Annotated in this window: 23 protein-coding genes; 9 read left to right on the top strand and 14 right to left on the bottom strand. The window is 59.6% G+C overall.

Annotated elements, in window-relative coordinates; all coding sequences use genetic code 11:
• Window positions 1–24 precede the first annotated feature (24 nt).
• The 3 genes from LOY36_RS23820 to cysN all read left to right on the top strand — a co-directional run bounded on the left by LOY36_RS23820 (window position 25) and on the right by cysN (window position 3,755).
• Complete coding sequence (locus LOY36_RS23820; RefSeq protein WP_018927191.1) at window positions 25–783, top strand: Nif3-like dinuclear metal center hexameric protein; 759 nt, start codon at window positions 25–27, stop codon at window positions 781–783.
• A gap of 146 nt (window positions 784–929) precedes the next feature.
• A complete protein-coding gene (gene cysD / locus LOY36_RS23815) occupies window positions 930–1,847 on the top strand; it encodes a sulfate adenylyltransferase subunit CysD (protein ID WP_007941268.1) in 918 nt (305 codons plus the stop codon).
• A gap of 9 nt (window positions 1,848–1,856) precedes the next feature.
• A complete protein-coding gene (gene cysN, locus LOY36_RS23810; protein WP_018927190.1) occupies window positions 1,857–3,755 on the top strand; it encodes a sulfate adenylyltransferase subunit CysN in 1,899 nt (632 codons plus the stop codon).
• Between the two features lie 175 nt (window positions 3,756–3,930).
• Here cysN and LOY36_RS23805 read toward each other — a convergent pair whose 3' ends face one another.
• From LOY36_RS23805 to LOY36_RS23795, 3 genes are read right to left on the bottom strand one after another with little or no spacing between them, the layout of a single operon-like run.
• Window positions 3,931–4,833 (bottom strand): acyltransferase, encoded by a 903-nt coding sequence (locus LOY36_RS23805; RefSeq protein ID WP_258671154.1) that lies wholly within the window; start codon window positions 4,831–4,833, stop codon window positions 3,931–3,933.
• Window positions 4,834–6,933 carry a phosphate acetyltransferase gene (gene pta / locus LOY36_RS23800; protein WP_258671153.1) on the bottom strand — a complete coding sequence of 700 codons (2,100 nt, stop codon included), beginning with the start codon at window positions 6,931–6,933 and terminating at the stop codon, window positions 4,834–4,836.
• A 60-nt stretch (window positions 6,934–6,993) separates the two neighbouring features.
• A complete protein-coding gene (locus LOY36_RS23795; RefSeq protein ID WP_258671152.1) occupies window positions 6,994–7,332 on the bottom strand; it encodes a DUF3565 domain-containing protein in 339 nt (112 codons plus the stop codon).
• Here LOY36_RS23795 and LOY36_RS23790 point away from each other — a divergent pair.
• The 3 genes from LOY36_RS23790 to LOY36_RS23780 all read left to right on the top strand — a co-directional run bounded on the left by LOY36_RS23790 (window position 7,301) and on the right by LOY36_RS23780 (window position 9,682).
• A complete protein-coding gene (locus LOY36_RS23790; RefSeq protein ID WP_007942189.1) occupies window positions 7,301–7,786 on the top strand; it encodes a peptidylprolyl isomerase in 486 nt (161 codons plus the stop codon). The genes LOY36_RS23795 and LOY36_RS23790 overlap by 32 nt on opposite strands.
• 124 nt (window positions 7,787–7,910) lie before the next feature.
• On the top strand, window positions 7,911–8,393 hold the full coding sequence (locus LOY36_RS23785) for a glutathione peroxidase (RefSeq protein WP_018927186.1): 483 nt from the start codon (window positions 7,911–7,913) through the stop codon (window positions 8,391–8,393).
• A gap of 185 nt (window positions 8,394–8,578) precedes the next feature.
• On the top strand, window positions 8,579–9,682 hold the full coding sequence (locus LOY36_RS23780) for an NADH:flavin oxidoreductase (protein WP_258671151.1): 1,104 nt from the start codon (window positions 8,579–8,581) through the stop codon (window positions 9,680–9,682).
• 104 nt (window positions 9,683–9,786) lie between these two features.
• Here LOY36_RS23780 and LOY36_RS23775 read toward each other — a convergent pair whose 3' ends face one another.
• Window positions 9,787–11,013, bottom strand: a complete 1,227-nt coding sequence (locus tag LOY36_RS23775) for a glycosyltransferase family 1 protein (protein ID WP_019647667.1) — start codon at window positions 11,011–11,013, stop codon at window positions 9,787–9,789.
• A 40-nt stretch (window positions 11,014–11,053) separates the two neighbouring features.
• On the bottom strand, window positions 11,054–11,809 hold the full coding sequence (gene cysZ, locus LOY36_RS23770; RefSeq protein ID WP_258671150.1) for a sulfate transporter CysZ: 756 nt from the start codon (window positions 11,807–11,809) through the stop codon (window positions 11,054–11,056).
• 314 nt (window positions 11,810–12,123) lie between these two features.
• Between cysZ and trxB the strand changes: the two genes are divergently transcribed.
• The gene (gene trxB, locus LOY36_RS23765) at window positions 12,124–13,086 is read left to right on the top strand and encodes a thioredoxin-disulfide reductase (protein ID WP_007942183.1); all 963 of its coding nucleotides are present in this window, start codon (window positions 12,124–12,126) and stop codon (window positions 13,084–13,086) included.
• Window positions 13,087–13,173: 87 nt separating this feature from the next.
• Here the strand turns inward: trxB and LOY36_RS23760 are convergent, their stop codons facing one another.
• The 7 genes from LOY36_RS23760 to LOY36_RS23730 all read right to left on the bottom strand — a co-directional run bounded on the left by LOY36_RS23760 (window position 13,174) and on the right by LOY36_RS23730 (window position 17,692).
• Window positions 13,174–14,424, bottom strand: coding sequence for an aspartate aminotransferase family protein (locus LOY36_RS23760; RefSeq protein ID WP_258671149.1), 1,251 nt, complete (start codon window positions 14,422–14,424; stop codon window positions 13,174–13,176).
• A 246-nt stretch (window positions 14,425–14,670) separates the two neighbouring features.
• Complete coding sequence (locus tag LOY36_RS23755; protein WP_258671148.1) at window positions 14,671–15,009, bottom strand: HopJ type III effector protein; 339 nt, start codon at window positions 15,007–15,009, stop codon at window positions 14,671–14,673.
• Complete coding sequence (locus LOY36_RS23750) at window positions 15,002–15,298, bottom strand: DUF1244 domain-containing protein (protein WP_018927179.1); 297 nt, start codon at window positions 15,296–15,298, stop codon at window positions 15,002–15,004. Before LOY36_RS23750 ends, LOY36_RS23755 begins: the two co-directional genes overlap by 8 nt.
• 68 nt (window positions 15,299–15,366) lie before the next feature.
• A complete protein-coding gene (gene folX, locus LOY36_RS23745; RefSeq protein WP_007942179.1) occupies window positions 15,367–15,738 on the bottom strand; it encodes a dihydroneopterin triphosphate 2'-epimerase in 372 nt (123 codons plus the stop codon).
• Window positions 15,739–15,740: 2 nt separating this feature from the next.
• Entirely contained in the window at window positions 15,741–16,316 is a 576-nt protein-coding gene (folE, locus tag LOY36_RS23740; RefSeq protein ID WP_019647673.1) for a GTP cyclohydrolase I FolE, read from the bottom strand.
• Between the two features lie 23 nt (window positions 16,317–16,339).
• Window positions 16,340–17,050: a dihydromonapterin reductase gene (folM, locus tag LOY36_RS23735; RefSeq protein ID WP_028940304.1), complete on the bottom strand. Its 711-nt coding sequence runs from the start codon at window positions 17,048–17,050 to the stop codon at window positions 16,340–16,342.
• A gap of 72 nt (window positions 17,051–17,122) precedes the next feature.
• A complete protein-coding gene (locus LOY36_RS23730) occupies window positions 17,123–17,692 on the bottom strand; it encodes an antibiotic biosynthesis monooxygenase (RefSeq protein WP_258671147.1) in 570 nt (189 codons plus the stop codon).
• 193 nt (window positions 17,693–17,885) lie between these two features.
• On the opposite strand from LOY36_RS23730, the gene LOY36_RS23725 reads away from it, so the two are divergent.
• The gene (locus LOY36_RS23725) at window positions 17,886–18,863 is read left to right on the top strand and encodes a MerR family transcriptional regulator (RefSeq protein ID WP_258671146.1); all 978 of its coding nucleotides are present in this window, start codon (window positions 17,886–17,888) and stop codon (window positions 18,861–18,863) included.
• A 3-nt stretch (window positions 18,864–18,866) separates the two neighbouring features.
• Here LOY36_RS23725 and LOY36_RS23720 read toward each other — a convergent pair whose 3' ends face one another.
• Together LOY36_RS23720 and LOY36_RS23715 are read right to left on the bottom strand one after the other, a co-directional pair.
• Window positions 18,867–19,472, bottom strand: a complete 606-nt coding sequence (locus LOY36_RS23720; RefSeq protein WP_018927173.1) for a hypothetical protein — start codon at window positions 19,470–19,472, stop codon at window positions 18,867–18,869.
• Window positions 19,473–19,526: 54 nt separating this feature from the next.
• Window positions 19,527–20,003, bottom strand: coding sequence for a PAS domain-containing protein (locus LOY36_RS23715; RefSeq protein WP_258671145.1), 477 nt, complete (start codon window positions 20,001–20,003; stop codon window positions 19,527–19,529).
• Window positions 20,004–20,106: 103 nt separating this feature from the next.
• Here LOY36_RS23715 and LOY36_RS23710 point away from each other — a divergent pair, with 103 nt between their 5' ends.
• Window positions 20,107–20,562: a flavodoxin gene (locus LOY36_RS23710; RefSeq protein WP_258671144.1), complete on the top strand. Its 456-nt coding sequence runs from the start codon at window positions 20,107–20,109 to the stop codon at window positions 20,560–20,562.
• Window positions 20,563–20,593: the final 31 nt, after the last annotated feature.

Below are 20,593 nucleotides of genomic sequence, written 5' to 3'. Positions count from 1 at the left end.
GAACGGGATATTTAGGAGTCTTTTATGGCCGTCGCCCTGAGCACCCTGGTCGAAGAAGCCGACCGTTACCTGGCAAGTGCGAAGATCGCCGATTACTGCCCCAACGGCTTGCAGGTCGAAGGCCGGCCGCAAGTAATGCGCATCGTCAGCGGTGTCACCGCCAGCCAGGCGTTGCTGGACGCCGCGGTGGAGGCCCAGGCCGATCTGGTGCTGGTGCATCACGGCTATTTCTGGAAAGGCGAGAACCCGTGCATCACCGGCATGAAGCAGCGCCGGTTGAAAACCCTGCTCAAGCACGACATCAGCCTGCTGTCTTATCACTTGCCGCTGGACCTGCACCCGGAAGTCGGCAACAACGTACAGCTTGCCCGACAATTGGACATCACCGTCGAAGGCCCACTGGATCCGGATAACCTGAAAATCGTCGGGTTGGTCGGCTCGTTGAGCGAACCGATGACTCCCCGCGATTTTGCCCGTCGGGTACAGGAAGTCATGGGGCGCGAGCCGCTGCTGATCGAAGGCAGCGAGATGATTCGTCGGGTCGGCTGGTGCACCGGTGGCGGGCAGGGTTACATTGACCAGGCGGTGTTGGCCGGTGTCGATCTGTACCTCAGCGGCGAGGCCTCCGAGCAGACGTTCCACAGCGCCCGGGAAAACGATATCAGTTTCATCGCCGCCGGCCACCATGCCACCGAGCGTTACGGTGTGCAGGCTTTGGGTGATTACCTGGCGCGACGTTTCGCCCTCGAGCACATCTTCATCGATTGCCCGAACCCGATTTGACTACAGGGCTGGAGCCCAAACGAGGGGGTATATTCATATACCCTTTCGATCTAGCCGCCGTCCTGATTAGAAGAGGGCGCTGTGCTAGGATTCCCCGCTCGAACACGGCCCGCAGGCCGTCCATAAGATCGTTTTCGTGAGTAGCCATGGTCGACAAACTGACGCATCTGAAACAGCTGGAGGCCGAAAGCATCCACATCATCCGCGAGGTCGCCGCCGAGTTCGATAACCCGGTGATGCTGTACTCCGTCGGTAAAGACTCCGCCGTGATGCTGCACCTTGCGCGCAAGGCATTCTTCCCGGGCAAACTTCCGTTTCCGGTGATGCACGTCGACACCCAGTGGAAGTTCAAGGAAATGTACGCGTTCCGCGACCGCATGGTCGAAGAGCTCGGCCTGGACCTGCTGGTACACGTCAACCCCGAGGGTGTTGCGCAGGGTATCAACCCGCTGACCCACGGCAGTGCCAAGCACACCGACATCATGAAGACCGAAGGCCTCAAGCAGGCCCTCGACAAGTACGGCTTCGACGCCGCATTCGGTGGCGCCCGTCGCGACGAAGAGAAGTCCCGTGCCAAAGAGCGCGTGTATTCGTTCCGTGACAGCAAGCACCGCTGGGACCCGAAAAACCAGCGCCCGGAGCTGTGGAACGTCTACAACGGCAAGGTCAACAAGGGTGAATCGATCCGCGTATTCCCGTTGTCGAACTGGACCGAACTGGACATCTGGCAGTACATCTACCTGGAAGGCATCCCGATCGTGCCGCTGTATTTCGCAGCCGAACGTGATGTCATCGAGATGAACGGCACCTGGATCATGATCGACGACGAACGCCTGCTCAATCACCTGAGCGACGAAGACAAGGCGCGCATCGTCAAGAAGAAGGTCCGTTTCCGTACACTGGGCGACTACCCGTTGACCGGTGCTGTCGAGTCTGAGGCCACCAGCCTGACCGACATCATTCAGGAAATGCTCCTGACGCGAACTTCCGAACGCCAGGGCCGAGTCATCGATCACGATGGCGCCGGTTCCATGGAAGAAAAGAAACGTCAGGGTTATTTCTAAGGGGTTGTCATGTCGCACGCATCTGATTTGATCAGCGAGGACATCCTCGCCTACCTGGGCCAGCATGAACGCAAGGAAATGCTGCGCTTTCTGACTTGTGGCAACGTCGACGACGGCAAGAGCACCCTGATCGGGCGCCTGCTGCACGACTCCAAAATGATCTACGAAGATCATCTGGAAGCCATTACCCGCGACTCGAAAAAAGTCGGCACCACCGGCGAAGACATCGACCTGGCGTTGCTGGTCGACGGCTTGCAGGCCGAGCGTGAGCAGGGCATCACCATCGATGTCGCCTACCGCTATTTCTCTACCGCCAAGCGCAAATTCATCATCGCCGATACCCCCGGCCATGAGCAGTACACCCGCAACATGGCCACCGGTGCATCCACCTGTGACCTGGCGATCATCCTGGTCGACGCCCGTTACGGCGTGCAGACCCAGACCCGTCGCCACAGCTTTATCGCCTCGTTGCTGGGCATCAAGCACATCGTGGTCGCCATCAACAAGATGGACCTCAACGGCTTCGACGAAAGCGTATTTGAGTCGATCAAGGCCGATTACCTGAAGTTCGCCGAAGGCATCGCGTTCAAGCCGAGCACCATGGCATTCGTGCCGATGTCCGCGCTCAAGGGCGACAACGTGGTGAACAAGTCCGAGCGCTCGCCGTGGTACACCGGCCAGTCGCTGATGGAAATCCTCGAAACCGTCGAAATCGCCAGCGACCGCAACTACACCGACCTGCGTTTCCCGGTGCAGTACGTCAACCGTCCGAACCTGAACTTCCGTGGTTTCGCCGGCACCCTGGCCAGCGGCATCGTGCACAAGGGCGACGAAGTCGTCGTGTTGCCGTCGGGCAAGAGCAGCCGCGTGAAATCCATTGTCACCTTCGAAGGTGAGCTGGAGCATGCAGGCCCTGGTCAAGCGGTGACGCTGACCATGGAAGACGAGATCGACATTTCCCGTGGCGACTTGCTGGTGCACGCCGATAACCAGCCGCAAGTGACCGACGCCTTCGACGCCATGCTGGTGTGGATGGCCGAAGAGCCGATGCTGCCGGGCAAGAAGTACGACATCAAGCGCGCCACGACTTACGTGCCGGGCTCGATCACCAGCATCGTCAATCGCGTGGACGTGAACACCTTGGCCGAAGGCCCTGCCAGCTCGTTGCAGCTGAACGAGATCGGTCGGGTCAAGATCAGCCTCGACGCGGCCATTGCGCTGGACGGTTACGACAGCAACCGCACCACGGGTTCGTTCATCGTCATCGACCGTTTGACCAACGGCACGGTCGCGGCCGGCATGATCATCGCTCAGCCGCTGGCGCATGGCAGCAGCTCCCACCACGGCAAACTGGCCCATGTAGCCACCGAAGAACGCGCTCAGCGCTTCGGTCAGCAACCGGCCACCGTGTTGTTCAGCGGCCTGTCGGGCGCTGGCAAAAGCACCCTGGCGTATGCGGTTGAACGCAAGCTGTTCGACATGGGGCGCGCGGTGTTTGTACTCGATGGCCAGAACCTGCGTCATGACCTGAACAAAGGTCTGCCGCAGGATCGCGCCGGGCGCACCGAGAATTGGCGTCGTGCGGCGCACGTTGCGCGTCAGTTCAACGAAGCCGGCCTGCTGACACTGGCGGCGTTCGTTGCCCCGAGTGCCGAAGGTCGTGAGCAGGCCAAGGACCTGATCGGCAAGGAGCGTCTGCTGACGGTCTACGTCCAGGCCTCGCCGACGGTCTGCGCCGAGCGTGATCCGCAAGGTCTGTACGCGGCGGGTGGCGACAACATCCCGGGCGAATCCTTCCCGTACGACGTGCCGCTGGATGCCGATCTGGTGATCGACACCCAGTCGCTGTCGCTGGAAGAAAGCGTCAAGCAAGTGCTGGATCTGCTGCGCAAGCGTGGCGCGATCTAAGCGTTAGCTGAAAACAAAAAGCCCGCAGATGAGTGATCATCTGCGGGCTTTTTTGTGTACTTTTGATCGTCAAGATCGCAGCCTGCGGCAGCTCCTACAGGGAAGATGCACACCCGATTAATCGCGGTTGTACTCGGTCTGTGTAGGAGCTGCCGAAGGCTGCGATCTTTTGATCTTAGGTCACTGGATACTCACGGTGCATCTGCCCCAGCAACGCATCCTTGTCCTGCCACAATTGATTGATCCAGCCCTGAAACTCCAGGCGATACACCCCGTCCTGGTCGTAGTTCTTGCCAACGAACTGCGGTGGAATCTTCAGCTCCTGAAAGTGCACCACCACGTCCTTCACATTACCGCAGAGCAAATCCCAGTAACCCGGACGCCCGGCCGGGTAGTGGATGGTCACGTTGACGATGGCTTCCAGCTGGTCGCCCATGGCATCCAGCACGAATGCAATGCCGCCCGCTTTCGGTTTGAGAAGGTAGCGGAACGGTGAGCCCTGCTGGGTGTGCTTGCCCTCGGTGAAGCGCGTGCCTTCGACGAAGTTGAAAATCCCCACCGGGTTATTGCGGAACTTGTCGCAGGTCTTGCGGGTGGTCTCCAGGTCTTTGCCCTTCTTCTGCGGATGCTTTTCCAGATAGGCCTTGGAGTAACGCTTCATGAACGGAAAACCCAACGCCCACCACGCCAGGCCAATCACCGGTACCCAGATCAGTTCCTGTTTGAGGAAGAACTTCAGCGGGCGGATGCGACGGTTGAGCACGTACTGCAACACCATGATGTCGACCCAGCTCTGGTGGTTGCTGGTGATCAGATAGGAGTGCCGATAGTCCAGGTCTTGCAAGCCGCTGAGGTGCCAGCGTGTGCGGCAAACCAGATTCATCCAGCCCTTGTTGTTACTGATCCACGCTTCGTGGGTATGACTCATCAGCCAGCGCGCGAAACGTTGGGTGAGGGTGAACGGCAACACTTTGAACAGCGCCACACAGAACAGAAACGAGCAGAGCAGAATCGTATTCAGCGCCAACAGCAGCGAGGCGATCACGCCGCGCACGGGTGCAGGTAGAAAATCCAGCATTTAAATATCCATAGGTCGGTTGGCCGCTTGAATCGCGGTCAACGCGATGGTGTACACGATGTCGTCGACTTGCGCGCCACGCGGCAGGTCGTTCACCGGTTTGCGCAGGCCTTGCAGCATCGGCCCGAGGCTGACGCAGTCGGCGCTGCGTTGCACGGCTTTGTGGGTGGTGTTGCCGGTGTTCAGGTCGGGGAACACAAACACCGTGGCACGACCGGCCACCTGACTGTTCGGCGCCAGTTGCCGGGCCACGGTTTCGTTGGCGGCGGCGTCGTATTGCAACGGGCCGTCGATCAACAGTGAGTGTTGCTGTTCGTGGGCGAGCAAGGTGGCCTCGCGAACCTTCTCGACTTCTTCGCCACTGGCCGATTCTCCGCTGGAGTAGCTGATCATCGCCACTCGCGGAGTGATGCCGAACGCCGCTGCCGAATCGGCGCTTTGCAAGGCAATCTCGGCCAGTTCGCTGGCGCTTGGGTGCGGGTTCATCACGCAGTCGCCATAGACCAGCACTTCTTCGGGGAACAGCATGAAGAACACCGACGACACCAGGGTGCAACCCGGCGCGGTCTTGATCAGTTGCAGGGCCGGGCGGATGGTGTTGGCGGTGGAGTGAATGACCCCGGACACCAGCCCGTCGACTTCATCCAGCGCCAGCATCATGGTGCCGATCACCACGGTGTCTTCCAGTTGCTGCTCGGCCATCGGCGCGTTGAGGCTTTTGGTCTTGCGCAGCGCAACCATCGGCTCGACATAACGCTCGCGGATCAGGTCCGGGTCGAGGATTTCCAGCCCCGGTGGCAACTCGATGCCTTGGGCGCGGGCGACCGCCTCGACGTCTGCCGGCTTGGCCAGCAACACGCAACGGGCGATGCCCCGTGCCTGGCAGATCGCGGCGGCCTGCACGGTCAACGGCTCGCTGCCCTCGGGCAACACGATGCGCTTGTTGGCGATCTGGGCGCGCTGGATCAGTTGATAGCGGAACACCGCAGGCGACAGGCGCATTTCCCGTGGCGTGCCGCAGCGCTGGTGCAGCCAGTTGGCGTCGAGGTGGCTGGCGACGAAATCGGTGATGATCTCCGCGCGCTCGCGGTCGTCGATCGGGATTTCCTTGTTCAAACCGTTCAACTGGTTGGCGGTGTCGTAGGAGCCGGTACTCACCGACAACACCGGCAGGCCGGCCTGCAAGGCGCCACGGCACAGCTCCATGATGCGCGGGTCGGGCAGGGTGTCGCTGGTCAGCAGCAGACCGGCCAGAGGCACACCGTTCATCGCCGCGAGGCTGACCGCGAGGATGATGTCGTCGCGATCGCCGGGGGTCACCACCAGCACGCCGGGCTTGAGCAGCTCCACGGTGTTGCGCACGGTGCGGGCGCAAATGATGATTTTGGTCATGCGCCGGGTTTCGTAGTCACCGGCATTGAGCACCTGAGCGCCCATCAGCTCGGCCACGTCACGGGTGCGCGGCGCGTTCAGCTCCGGTTGAAACGGGATGCAGCCGAGCAGACGGAAGTCGCCACTGCGCAGCAACGGCGAGTGCTCTCTCAGGCGCGAGGCGAAGACGTCCATGCTTTCGTCGGTCTTGACCTTGTTGAGGATCACGCCCAGCACTTTCGGGTCTTTCGGCCCGCCGAACAATTGCGCCTGCAATTCCACCCGGCCGGACAATTCGGTCAGCACTTCGTTTTCCGGCGCCGAAACCAGAATCACGTCGGCGTCGAGGCTCTTGGCCAAGTGCAGGTTGACCCGCGCGGCGTAGCTGGCGCTGCGGGTCGGGACCATGCCTTCGACAATCAGCACGTCCTTGCCGATAGCGGCTTGCTGGTAAAGGGTGATGATTTCTTCGAGCAACTCGTCCAGCTGACCGTCGCCGAGCATCCGCTCGACATGGGCCAGGCCCAGCGGCTGAGGCGGTTTCAAGCCGTGGGTGCGGGCCACCAGTTCGGTGGAGCGTTCAGGGCCGGTGTCGCCCGGGTGCGGTTGGGCAATCGGTTTGAAAAAGCCGACTTTGAGGCCGGCCCGCTCAAGGGTACGCACCAGCCCGAGGCTGATGGAGGTCAGACCCACACCAAAATCGGTGGGCGCGATAAAAAAAGTTTGCATGCGGATTCTCTAAGGGTGCATGGCAATGGTGAACGCCTATGGCTGGCGTTCTACCGATATTCAGTGGTCAAGGTTATCGCTAACCGAGCCTTGTGCGCACCAACCGCAATCAAAGGGCAGGCCTATTTTTTCATTGCGCAGCACAGGGTCCAGCACCCAGGCCCGGGATTGCCACGGCGGCTGGTGCCGCAGGTGTTGGGTATGGCCGCAGGACAGCTCGGCCACCCAGTGCCCGTCCTCGTCCCGATGGAAACCTGTAATGGTCGAGGCTTTCATCGCACCCCGTTTGTCCGGGTTGTGTTCGCTTTCGGGCGATTGCTTCGCTAAACTTGGACATTCATCATTCTTATGCAAAAGGTCTCGCCCCATGCTGATCGCCGCCAATAAGGCTGTCTCCATCGACTATACCCTGACCAACGACGCTGGTGAGGTCATCGACAGCTCCGCCGGCGGCGCGCCGCTGGTCTACCTGCAAGGCGCAGGTAACATCATTCCGGGCCTGGAAAAGGCGCTGGAAGGCAAAGCAGTCGGTGACGAACTGACCGTTGCCGTAGAACCTGAAGATGCCTACGGCGAATACGCTGCCGAACTGGTCAGCACCCTGAGCCGCAGCATGTTCGAAGGCGTCGACGAACTGGAAGTGGGCATGCAGTTCCACGCTTCCGCTCCGGACGGCCAGATGCAGATCGTCACCATTCGCGATCTGGACGGCGACGATGTCACCGTCGACGGCAACCACCCGCTGGCCGGTCAGCGCCTGAATTTCCAGGTCAAGATCGTTGCCATCCGTGATGCCAGCCAGGAAGAAATCGCTCATGGTCACGTCCATGGCGAAGGTGGCCATCACCACTGATTTTCTGCGCTAAGCTTTCGAGAACTGGAGAGGCGCCCGAGGGCGCCTTTTTAGTCCGCGGCTGTCCTTGGCGACATGACCAAGTGGCTGTTTCGAGAAGAACACGGGAAATTTGGAGTCCGTCATGAGTGCTTTTCACGACCTTACATTGAAAACTTTGGATGGCCAGGAGTTACCTCTGGCGCCCTTCAAAGGGCACGTCGTGCTGGTGGTCAACGTCGCCTCCAAATGTGGCTTGACCCCACAGTACGCTGCTCTGGAAAACCTCTACCAGCAATACAAGGGCAAGGGTTTCAGCGTGCTGGGCTTGCCGTGCAACCAGTTTGCCGGGCAGGAACCGGGTACCGAGCAGGAGATCCAGGCGTTCTGCAGCCTCAACTATGGCGTGACCTTTCCGTTGTCCAGCAAGCTGGAAGTCAACGGTCACGAACGTCATCAGCTGTACCGCCTGCTGGCGGGCGAGGGCGCGGAGTTTCCGGGCGACATCACCTGGAACTTCGAAAAATTCCTGTTGGGCAAGGACGGTCGCGTATTGGCGCGATTCTCGCCGCGTACGGCGCCGGATGATCCTTCTGTTATCCAGGCTATCGAAAAAGCGTTGAGCTGAAATAAAGATCAAAAGATCGCAGCCTTCGGCAGCTCCTACAGGTGTTCACATTCCTCCGTAGGAGCTGCCGAAGGCTGCGATCTTTTCGTTTCTAATCCTTAATCACTTAAATCAATAGTGCTGTTCAATACTTGGCTCTCCCCATATTATCGCCGTCATAAAGTCTATGTTCCGTGGAGCGTCCAATGCCTGTCAAAGCCCTGTTCAAGCCTTTTCACCTCGGCGCTCTCGAACTGCCGACCCGCGTCGTCATGGCGCCGATGACCCGCTCGTTTTCGCCGGGCGGCGTGCCCAACTCCAAAGTGATTGAATACTACCGTCGCCGCGCTGCCGCCGGAGTTGGCCTGATCATCACCGAAGGCACCACTGTCGGTCACAAGGCCTCCAACGGTTACCCGAACGTGCCGCACTTCTACGGTGAAGCCGCACTGGCCGGCTGGAAAAAAGTCGTCGATGCAGTGCATGCCGAGGGCGGCAAGATCGTTCCGCAGCTGTGGCATGTGGGCAGCGTGCGCCGCATCGGCACCGAGCCGGATGCCAGCGTGCCGGGTTATGGTCCGTCGGAAAAACTGAAAGACGGACAGGTCGTGGTTCACGGCATGACCCAGCAGGATATCCAGGAGGTGATCGCTGCGTTCGCCCAAGCCGCCAAAGACGCCCAGAGCATCGGCATGGACGGCGTGGAAATCCACGGTGCCCATGGTTATCTGGTGGACCAGTTCTTCTGGGAAGGCAGCAACCAGCGCACCGACGAATACGGTGGCAGCGTGGCCAACCGTTCGCGCTTTGCCATCGAACTGATTCAGGCGGTGCGCGCAGCGGTTGGCGAGGGCTTCCCGATCATCTTCCGTTTCTCCCAGTGGAAGCAGCAGGACTACACCGCGCGTCTGGTGCAGACGCCAGAGGCGTTGAGCGAATTTCTCAAGCCGTTGTCCGACGCCGGCGTGGATATTTTCCACTGCTCGACACGCCGTTTCTGGGAGCCGGAGTTCGACGGTTCCGAACTGAACCTGGCCGGCTGGACCCGCAAGCTCACCGGCAAGCCGACCATCACCGTTGGCAGCGTCGGTCTGGATGGCGAGTTCCTGCAATTCATGGTCAACACCGACAAGATCGCACAGCCGGCCAGCCTGGAAAAACTGCTGGAACGTTTGAATAACGATGAGTTCGACCTGGTGGCGGTGGGTCGTGCGTTGTTGGTGGACCCGGACTGGGCGCAGAAAGTGCGTGACGGTCGTGAGCAGGACATCCTGCCGTTCAGCCGTGATGCGTTGATGACGCTGGTTTAATGTGGCGAGGGGGCTCGTCGGAACGCCGCACCGCCCCGTTGGGCCGCGAAGCGGCCCTGAAACCTGAAAATGTTTTTCATCAGATACACCAGCGTGCGCTGGGTTTACGACTGCTTCGCAGCCGAACGGGGCGATGCGGCGTTCCGACAAGCCCCCTCGCCACGAGGATCGCGGCAAGCCCCGCGCAACTGCCCCTCGAACTGCTCGATAATCGCCGCCCAGCCCTGACGGCTTGCATGCTGGCGGGCATTGAGCCGCACGCAGCGCAAGGTTTCGCGCTCCTCCAGCAGCCAACGTGCCGCATCGCAGAACGCCTGTTCATCCCCGGGCATGGCCAATACGCCGTTGTAGCCATGGCGAATATGCTGAGCCGCCGCAGCCTGATCGTACGCCACCACCCCCAGCCCTGAGGCCAATGCCTCAAGCACCACATTGCCGAAGGTTTCGGTCAGGCTCGGAAACAGAAACACATCCCCCGAGGCATAGTGACTGGCCAGCGCTTCGCCGCGTTGTGAGCCGCAAAAAATCGCCTCGGGCAATTCCTTTTCCAGCGTCGCTCGTTGCGGACCGTCGCCGACCACAATCAATTTCATGTTCCGCTGTGGATAAGTGGTTTTCAGCGTGTCGAAACTGCGCTTGAGCAGACCAAGATTCTTCTCCTGGGCCAAACGTCCTACGTGGATGAAGGCGATGTCATCCTCGGCCAGTCCCCATTGCTCACGCAGTGATTTCAGTCGTCTGGCCGGATGGAACAACTGGCTGTCGACGCCTCGAGAGAGCAGCGCCAGGCGCTCGAAACTGCGGCGCTCCAGCTCCAGTCGCTGGCTGGCGCTGGGCACCAGGGTCAGGGTCGAGCGATTGTGAAACCAGCGCAGGTAGTGGGTCAGCAAACGCGTCAGCAACCCGAGCCCGTACTGGTTGGAGTACTGCTGAAAATTGGTATGAAAGCCGCTGACCACCGAAATCCCCAAACGCCGTGCCGCGCGCAACGCCGACAACCCCAGCGGTCCTTCGGTGGCGATGTACAGCACATCCGGGCGATGGCGCTTCCAGCGCCGCAGCAACTTGTGCATCGACGACTGCCCCCATTGCAGGCCGGGATAACCCGGCAGCGGCCAGCCCCGACACAGCAGCAACTCATCATTGCTGCCCATCAGCGGGTCGCCGCCCTGACGTGGCCGCACCAACTCGACCTGATGCCCGCGCGCACGCAAACCGTCGAACAATCGGCCAAGGGTATTGGCCACGCCGTTGATTTCCGGGGGGAAGGTTTCGGTGATCAGGGTGATATGCAGAGCTGTCGTCATGACCTCAGTGTCGGCTGAGGCCATGTCGTCATTGTGACGGTGGGATGATGGATATGTGACGCGATTAACGGCGCTCTGCCACCAGATTCTCCGCGCCACGCTCACGCACCCAGAACAACGTCGCTCCGGCCACCGCCGCCGGCATCATCAGGATATTCACCACCGGAATCAGCAGCACCAGATAAACGATCCCGCCGAAGCTCATGCTCTGCCAGCGCTTCTTGCGCAGCCAGGCGAGCATCTCGTTCCAGCCCAGCTTGTGGTTGTCCGCCGGGTAGTCGATGTACTGGATCGCCATCATCCACACCCCGAACAGCAGCCACAGCGGTGCGGCAATAATGTTGACCACCGGGATGAACGACAGGATGAACAGCCCGATGGCCCTTGGCAGGAAGTAGCCGAGCTTGCGCATTTCCCGGGTCAGGGTACGGGGGATCATGGCGATCAGTTCGCCCCAGCTGAAGGTCGGGAAATCGTCGGTGCCGCGCACCACCACTTCGACTTTCTCCGCGAGGAAGCCGTTGAATGGCGCGGCGATGACGTTGGCGAGCAGGGTGAAGGTGAAGAACACCATCAACACCACCAACACCACGAATATCGGCCAGAGGATATAGCTGAGGAAGCTCAGCCAATCGGGCAGGGACGGCATCAGCGTATCGACCCATAGGCTGAACTGATGGCCGGCCAGATAGATCAATCCGACGAACAGCACCAGGTTGATCGCCAGCGGCAACAACACGAACAGACGCAGACTCGGGCTCAGGACCAATTTGAGGCCCTCGCGCAAATATTGTGGGCCGGACAGAACAGGGGCGGGCATAACGTGCTCCGAGCAAGGGGTAAACGCGCCGACCTTACCGGCTTTGCCTGGTGGGTGAAAGCGCGGTAGCGGCATCGACATTAACTGTAACAAAGGCGTCTATACATTCACTGCAACGGAATAGAGACCGCCTATGAGCTGGATTGTTAAACCGTATTTCCTTAATCTTCGCCCCCTCGATACGCTGCACCCATTCTTTTACAGGACTGTCGAGCCCAAGCCTTCCCCAAGTGCTTTCAACGGTCCTTTTTTATTCCCGCCGGCAATCCGGCGTTCCGCGCCCAGTGTTTCGGGCCGGTCAACAGGAGCAGGTCATGTCTGAAGTCCGTCATTCGCGAGTGATTATTCTCGGTTCCGGCCCTGCCGGTTACAGCGCCGCGGTCTACGCCGCCCGTGCCAACCTCAAGCCTCTGCTGATCACCGGCATGCAGGCAGGCGGTCAACTGACCACCACCACCGAAGTCGACAACTGGCCAGGCGACGTCCACGGCCTGACCGGCCCGGCGCTGATGGAACGGATGAAAGAGCACGCCGAGCGCTTTGAAACCGAGATCGTGTTTGATCATATCAATGCCGTGGACTTCGCTGCCAAGCCGTACACCCTGATTGGCGACAGCGCGACTTACACTTGCGATGCACTGATCATCGCTACCGGTGCCAGCGCTCGTTACCTGGGCCTGCCGTCGGAAGAAACGTTCATGGGCAAAGGCGTTTCGGCCTGCGCGACCTGTGACGGTTTCTTCTATCGCAACAAGCCAGTGGCTGTGGTCGGTGGCGGTAATACCGCTGTCGAAGAAGCGCTGTACCTGGCCAACATCGCCAGCACCGTGACCCTGATTCACCGTCGCGAAACGTTCCGCGCCGAGAAGATCCTGATCGACAAGCTCAATGCCCGGGTTGCCGAAGGCAAGATCATCCTGAAGCTGAACGCGACCCTGGACGAAGTGCTGGGCGACAACATGGGTGTGACCGGTGCTCGCCTGAAGAACAACGATGGCAGCTTCGACGAAATCAAAGTCGACGGCGTGTTCATCGCCATCGGCCACACCCCGAACACGTCGTTGTTCGAAGGTCAGCTGACGTTGAAAGACGGCTACCTGGTTGTACAGGGCGGCCGTGACGGCAACGCCACTGCCACCAGCGTCGAAGGTATCTTTGCTGCCGGTGACGTGGCCGACCACGTTTATCGTCAAGCCATCACCTCGGCCGGCGCCGGCTGCATGGCGGCACTGGACACCGAGCGTTACCTCGACGGCCTTCAGAACGCTTCGTTCTGATTCCGCAGGACGCAAAAAACCGGCCTCGGCCGGTTTTTTTGCGCCTTCAGAAAAATGCAGTAAACCTGTGGGAGCGGGCTTAAATGCTCAAGCCAGTTTCTGTAGACACGCCTCAAGAATATCCAGCCCTTCTTCCAGCACGGCGGCCTCAGTGGTCAATGGCGCGAGCAGCCGAATGATGTGGCGCGACTTGCCGCTGGGCATCAGCAGCAAGCCCGACTCTCGCGCCAAGGCCAGCAGTTGTGTCAGTTGCGCCGAAGCCGGTGTGCCGTCGGCATTGATCAACTCAATGCCGCGCATCGCACCCACGCCGGTCAAACGGCCCAGATACGGTGACAGTCCGCGTGCTCGCCAGGCTTCGTAGCGGCTGACAATCGCTTCTTCCTGCTGCGAGCCCCAAGCGTGCAGATGTGCATCACTCATTTCATCCAGGGTCGCCAACGCGGCGGCGCAGGCGATGGGATTTCCTGAGTAGGTGCCGCCCAGTCCGCCCTTGGGCAAGTTGTCGACTAGCGACTTGCGCCCGACAACCGCACCCAGCGGCACGCCGCCGGCAATGCTTTTGCCCAGCAGGATCAGGTCCGGCTCAATGCCCAGTCGCGAAAACGCAAACCGCTGGCCGGTGCGGCCGAAGCCGGACTGGATTTCATCGGCGATCAGCAGAATGCCTTTGTCATCACAGAAACGCCGCAGCGCCTGGGCGAATTCCACATCCATCGCCAGAAAACCGCCTTCGCCCTGCACCGGCTCGACGATAAAACAGGCCACGTCATTCACGTCGATCTCGACGCTGAACAGCCGATCCATTGCCTTCAGGGCCTCGGCGCAGGTCACGTCATTGTCTTTGCTGGGGAAGGGCAGGTGGTACACCGGCCCCGGCAGCACGCCGACTTTCTGCTTGTAGGGCGCGACCTTGCCGTTGAGGTTGAGGGTGGCCAGCGTGCGGCCGTGGAAGGCGCCGTCAAAGGCAATGATCGCGGTGCGGCCGGTGGCGCCACGGACGATCTTCAGGGCGTTTTCCGCCGCTTCCGCGCCGCTGTTGGTGAGCATGCCACTGACCGGGTAATCCACCGGAATAAACGCAGCCAGGCGATCCATCAGTTCGATGTAAGGCACATGGGGAGCCGCATTGAACGCGTAGTGGGTCAGGCGGGTGGCTTGTTCACGAATGGCCTCGACGATGCGCGGATGGCAATGGCCGAGGTTCAGTACGCCGATTCCCCCGACGAAGTCGATGTAGCGCTTGCCATCGGTGTCCCAGACTTCGGCATTTTTGCCGTGGCTGAGACTGATGGGGTGAACAATGGAAATCGATTGACTGATGGTTTCGCGGCGCATGGATGGCTGACTCTGAAGAAGGGATACTTCTTTTTATCTAAGCCGCGAGCAGAGGTGCCCGGCAAACGAAATAAAGTTGCCGGGTCAATCTTAAAAGTCGGGATGTGCGGTAAGAGATGAATGGCAAAAGATCAAAAGATCGCAGCCTTCGGCAGCTCCTACAGGGATTGCGCGTTATTCAAGATTTGCGCAAATACCGTAGGAGCTGCCGAAGGCTGCGATCTTTTGATGTTGATCTTTCGCGAATCAGCGGCGTGTCAGTGGCTGCTGAGCGAACTTCACACCGGCCAGGCCATGGGCAATCAGAGCCCGAATGTTACCGTGGTCGCTGCCTTCGGGCGTGGCCACCACCGAACGATAATGCTCGCCAAACGCCAACAACGCTTCTTCATTGCTCAGACCTTCCAGCAGCGCCAGGCCCAGGGTCTTGCACGAGCCTTCGTTCTGCCCGGCTGCGTTTTCCACGCCACCGTTGTTGAAAGCCTGGGGCTGGTAGTCATAAACGGCGGCAATGAACGCCAGGGTGTCGGCGAAAACGTGTTCGCCGCTGTTGAGGCTGGCGCGCAGGGTGTTCAAATCACTCATTGGGTTTTCCTTTGGCGAACGCCGCTTGTTGGTCGGCGCTGGCTTCTTTCTGGTATTGGGCTTTCCACTCGGCGTACGGCATGCCGTAAACCACTTCGCGGGCTTCATCGAGGCTGACGTCGATCTGGCGTTCGTCGGCCGCGGCCTTGTACCACTTGGACAGGCAGTTGCGGCAGAAACCCGAGAGGTTCATCAGGTCGATGTTCTGCACGTCCTTGCGGCTGTCCAGGTGGGCAACCAGCCGGCGAAAGGCGGCGGCTTCAAGTTCCAGGCGTTGTTGATCGTTCATGATGGGCTCTGTGCAATCAAATCGTGGCGCGGATGATAAAAGCCTGGCGAGCGATGCGCCAGACGCGGTCAGCGGCTTGCGGCCAGGGTAATCGACACCGACTCGGCGAAGCGCAGGGCGTGGGGCTTGTCGACTTCGACTTCGGCATACAGCACCGACTCATTGGCCATGATCAGGTCCAGCAGCTCCTGGGTCAGGCGCTCGAGCAGGGCAAAGCGATTGCCTTCCACGTGGGCAATGATCGCCTTGGTGATGGTGCGGTAGTTCAGCGCGTGATCGATGTCGTTGTCACGCACGGCGTCCTGGGCGGCATACAGGATGGTCAGGTTGATCAGCACATCCTGCTTGTTGAGGATTTCGTCCTCGTTGATCCCGATGAAAGTTCGCAAACACAGGTCCTTGACCCGGATGCGTGCCATTCCTGGTTGAAGTTGTGGCATTGCTACTTGCTCCGTCCAATCAATTGCAGGAACTCCTGGCGGGTGTTGCTCGACTCGCGGAAGGCGCCGAGCATCACCGAGGTGTTCATGGTCGAATTCTGTTTCTCGACGCCGCGCATCATCATGCACATGTGCTGGGCTTCGATGACCACCGCGACACCGGCGGCATCGGTCACTTGCTGCACGGCTTCGGCGATTTGCCGGGTGAGGTTTTCCTGGATTTGCAGGCGGCGGGCGAACATATCCACAAGCCGTGCAATCTTCGACAGGCCCAGCACCTTGCCCGTTGGAATATAAGCCACATGCGCCTTGCCGATGAAGGGCAGCATGTGATGTTCACACAGCGAGTACAACTCGATGTTGTCGACAATGATCATTTCATCGTTGTCAGAGGCGAACAGTGCGCCGTTGACGATCTCTTCGACACTCTGTTCGTAACCGTGACACAGGTATTGCATGGCCTTGGCGGCGCGCAACGGGGTGTCTTGCAGCCCTTCGCGGTCGGGGTTTTCACCGAGGCCGATGAGGATCTCGCGATAGCTCTGGGACAGGGCGTTGTGGGGCAGGGATAACGTCATGGGGACATCCTCGCGGGGGCGGCTTATTTGACGTGCCGTCCGCCATTGACGGTCAGGGTCGTGCCGGTGACATAAGGGTTGTCGAGCAAATAGCGCAGGCTCTGGTAGATCACTTCGCTGCCGGGTTCGATGCCCAGTGCGGATTTGGCCAGGACCCTGGCGCGGTACGCCGCGTCGTCGTCGGGATTGAACAGTAGCAGGGCTGGCGCGATACCGTTGACCTTGATGTCTGGCGCGTACTTGGCGGCAAAGGACAGGGTCAGGCTGTCGAGCCCGGCTTTGCTGGCGCAGTAGCCGATGTGCTTGCTGCTGCCCTTGCGGGTCACGTCATCGCTGATGTGCACGATGTCGGCGGGGCTTGAGCGTCTGAGTAAATCGGCACAGTGCAGGTTGATCAGGTAGGGCGCCAGCATGTGCACGCTGAACATGCGGGTGAAGGCTTCGACTTCGGCGCCCGGGGTTTCGGCCAGCCATTCGGAGGCGTTGTGGACTATCGCCCGCAGGCTGTCGGTGTGGTTCTTCAGTTCACCGATGAACGCGAGAATTCCGGCCTCGCTGGAAAAGTCCGCGAACACCGCGGTCGCTCCCAGATCGCGCAGGGTCTTTACGCCGGGGCGTTCGCTGCGGTAACTGAAAATGACCGGATGGCCGTCTTCGAGCAAACGCTGCGCGCAGTGCAAGCCGACACGCTGGCCGGCACCGGTGATGAGGATGGGGGCTGCGGAAGAGGTCATGAACGGCTCGCGTCGCGGTTAGAGCAAAACTATACCAGCGACGGGAGTCGTGCACCTACGCTCCTGCAAGAGTTACTGATTTTGGGTAGTAGGCGTTGCGGGCAACGGTTGTTGCGGTGCGGTGTTCAGCCAGCCGGCCAACAGATGGGTCGACAATGGAATGAAGAAATAGACCATCAGCGGCGTCAGGCACAGGGTGCTGACGAACACCCGGGCCAGTAATCCTGTTTCGGCCAATAACGGTCCCAGTACAAAGTTGAACAGCAGGGACACGGGAAAGAACGCCAGCCAGATCGCCACGGCCTGCTTCCAGCGTGGCGGGCGTTGCCCTACCGCACCGAACCAGCCATCGATGCCACTGACCCGATGCTCCGAAGGATGGGCAAACAGATTGCTGCCGCGTCCCAGCCAGGCAGTACGCGAGGCGGAATGCTCCCAGGCATGCAGGGTCTGCTCGTCGGCGAAGCGGAAAATAATCTGGAATTCGTCATCGTCGGGTGGCGGAGCGAGCACGCCAGAGCCGAGGTAACCGGGGAAGTCGGTGGCCAATTGTTCGCCTTCGCGCAACCAGGCCATCAGGTCCTGATAACGCCCGTCGGCGACGCGACGCGCAACCATCAGCGTGACGGGGGAAGTAGACATTGTGTATCTCCATATGACAAACGCGTCGCTCCGGATAAGAGCTTCGCCAGACACAGCGCCGGGGTGGTGGGCTGCGTCTCGGGACAAGCAAGGATTATTCCTGATTACGTCATGGACGTCAGTACCAACTTCTTTCAACTACGTGTTGAAAGCTACCGGGGCAGGAGAGTTAGAATGGGATCCAATATTTTACATGGACGTAAATCCAAAGATGCCTGCGCTGACCGACGTTACGCCTGGCTTGTCCTCTGGTATCTCCCTGATTCGAGAAGAGCTGTTCCCGATTCGTGAGGTCGCGCGCATGACAGGAGTCAACCCGGTCACGCTTCGAGCCTGGGAGCGACGCTACGGGCTGATACAGCCCACCCGCACCGAAAGCGGGCACCGTTTGTATTCGATGATCGATATCGAGCGTGTCCGCAGCATCCTCGGCTGGATCGAGCGCGGTGTCGCGGTCAGCAAGGTTGGCAAGATACTGGCCAAGACCGAACCGCTCCAGGCGCTGGAGCGGATCATTCCCGACGAGCTCGTTCAAGCCGACTACGGCCAATGGCAGCAGCAGGTCAAGGCGGCGGTGAGTGTTTTTGACGAAGTTCAGCTGGAACACATCTACGGTCAGATTTTTTCCAGTTATCCGCTGACAGTTGTATTCCAGGACATTCTGATTCCGATCTGGAAGCTATTGCTACAACGCCAAGATGCGTTCGGTCAGACCAGCGAGTGGCTTTTTCTGGATGGCTTTCTGCGTTCTCGAGTATTGCAACGCCTGCTGCTGGTGCGTGTCATGCAACCGCGACGAGTGATTGTCTGCGCCTTGGCCGACCAATGTCGTGAACTCGAAGTGTTGGTCACGGCGCTGTATCTGAGCAGCATCGATTCGGCTATTCAGTTGTTGGCGATCGGGCAGCCCTTCGACGAGTTGATCCTGGTCTGTGAGAAGATCAAGCCCAGGGCGCTGGTGTTGATTTCCAATCACGCGCCGACTGCCGAACTGCCTCGACGTTTGAACCGTCTGGCCATGGGGCTGGAATGTCAGCTGTTTCTGGCCGGGGATGCGTCCGACCTGGCGCAAGAGAGTCTGGCCGGGTCGTCGGTGGGTTGCCTTGGAAACGAAGGGGGGGTGATGCGCCAGCGTCTGAAACAGTTCCTGGCGGGAAACCTGGATACCTGAGATTCAAATATGCAAAGCAGGATGGGTCAGGCGATGTTGCTGAAGGATGTACTGACGCAGACGCTCGGTTTCGTCCTTGTCACTCTGGCTCAACTCGTAGGCGTAGAAACCTTGCTCGGTCTCACGCTCCAGGGTGCCGCGCAATGCAATCCGCTCATAGCCTGACGGGCTGAACCACAGCGCGAAGTGCTTTGGCGCCTTGGTCTTGTTGCGAACTTCCAGCAAAACCCCTTTGAACGATATTTCGTGCACCCACATCGTGCCGGGTTGCCCCTTGGCATTTTCCAGCGCCACTGGCTCTTCGAGCGCCAGGCGCCATGGCCGAATCATTGGCCCGTCTTCATAAATGCTGGGGACACCGAGGCGTAGATGCATTGCGTGAAACTCATCTTCCACCAGGTGCAGCGGGAAGGTCATTTGCTGATTTTCGAAAGTGGCCTGGATGGTGACTTGCTCATGGGCGGCCAGGCGTGTGAGCAAATCACGGATCTGCGAGCCGCCGTTGACCAGCAAACTCGACGTCGCATCCCGCACATTGAGTTGCGGGTTGTGTTGCATGGTCTGGATAAAGTCCAGCTCATCCTGGGTCAGGAGTGCGTCGCGCTGCATGATTTGCTCGAAAGAAATAATTACAAAGTCATCGGTGATTGTAGTAAATGACCACTAATTCTCAGATTGGTTTGATCCGTTCGTCGACTTGAGATCAGCAAGTTCTGCCTGTACCTCAGCCAATTGCGCTTCCAGCTGTGCAACTCGCTGCTGTGCCTTGACCTGAACCGTGACGTCTTTCTGCACCCCGACAAAATAGGTTTGTCCGTCGTGCGGGTTTTTTACCGTGGAAAGCGACAGTTCGTTCCAGAACGGGGTGCCGTCCTTGCGGTAATTCCTGAGAATTTCCCGGCAGGAAGCGCCATTGTCCAGCGCTTGGCGAATCAATGCGAGGGCGGGCTGATCCCGGTCTCCTGCCTGCAAAAAACGGCAATCCTGATAGAGGATTTCTTCGCTCGTATAGCCCGTCAGGCGTTCGAACGCCGGGTTTACGTAAATCAGGATGTTGTCCTGCTCGCCTTCCTTTTCGGCAATCACGATGCCGTCGTTGGACGCGTCGATCACCATTTGCAGCAGTGAGGCATTGATCATCGCAGAGTCCTTTGCGTATTGATGGGTACGCTGCATTCTAAAAGATCAATGAGGGCTGTGCTGTTAATATCTCGGCCTTTTACTCAGCTTCAGGATCAGATTGATGAAAGTCGCCATCCTTTCCGGCTCGGTGTACGGCACGGCCGAAGAAGTCGCCCGCCACGCCGCAAGCCTATTGAACGCCGCCGGTTTTGAAACCTGGCACAACCCGCGCGCGACACTTGCCGATGTTCAGGCTTTTGGCCCGGAAGCATTTCTGGCGGTGACTTCGACCACCGGCATGGGTGAGTTGCCGGACAACCTGCAACCGTTGTATTCGACGATTCGCGATCAATTGCCCGCCGCCTGGCGTGGCTTGCCGGGTGCCGTTATCGGGTTGGGCGACTCGAGTTACGGCGATACGTTCTGCGGTGGCGGTGAGCAAATGCGTGAGTTGTTCGGCGAACTGGGCGTGCATGAAGTGCTGCCGATGTTGCGTCTGGACGCCAGTGAAACGGTAACGCCGGAAACCGACGCCGAGCCTTGGCTGGCGGACCTGGTCAGCGCTCTGCGGGGCTGACCGGCTTTTATTGGCGGCAGTGTTCTGACAT

It is taken from the genome of Pseudomonas sp. B21-019 (assembly GCF_024749225.1).
Classification (GTDB): domain Bacteria; phylum Pseudomonadota; class Gammaproteobacteria; order Pseudomonadales; family Pseudomonadaceae; genus Aquipseudomonas.
Note: the sequence above shows the minus strand (reverse complement) of the source record. Positions and strands in the feature narration are given on the sequence as shown.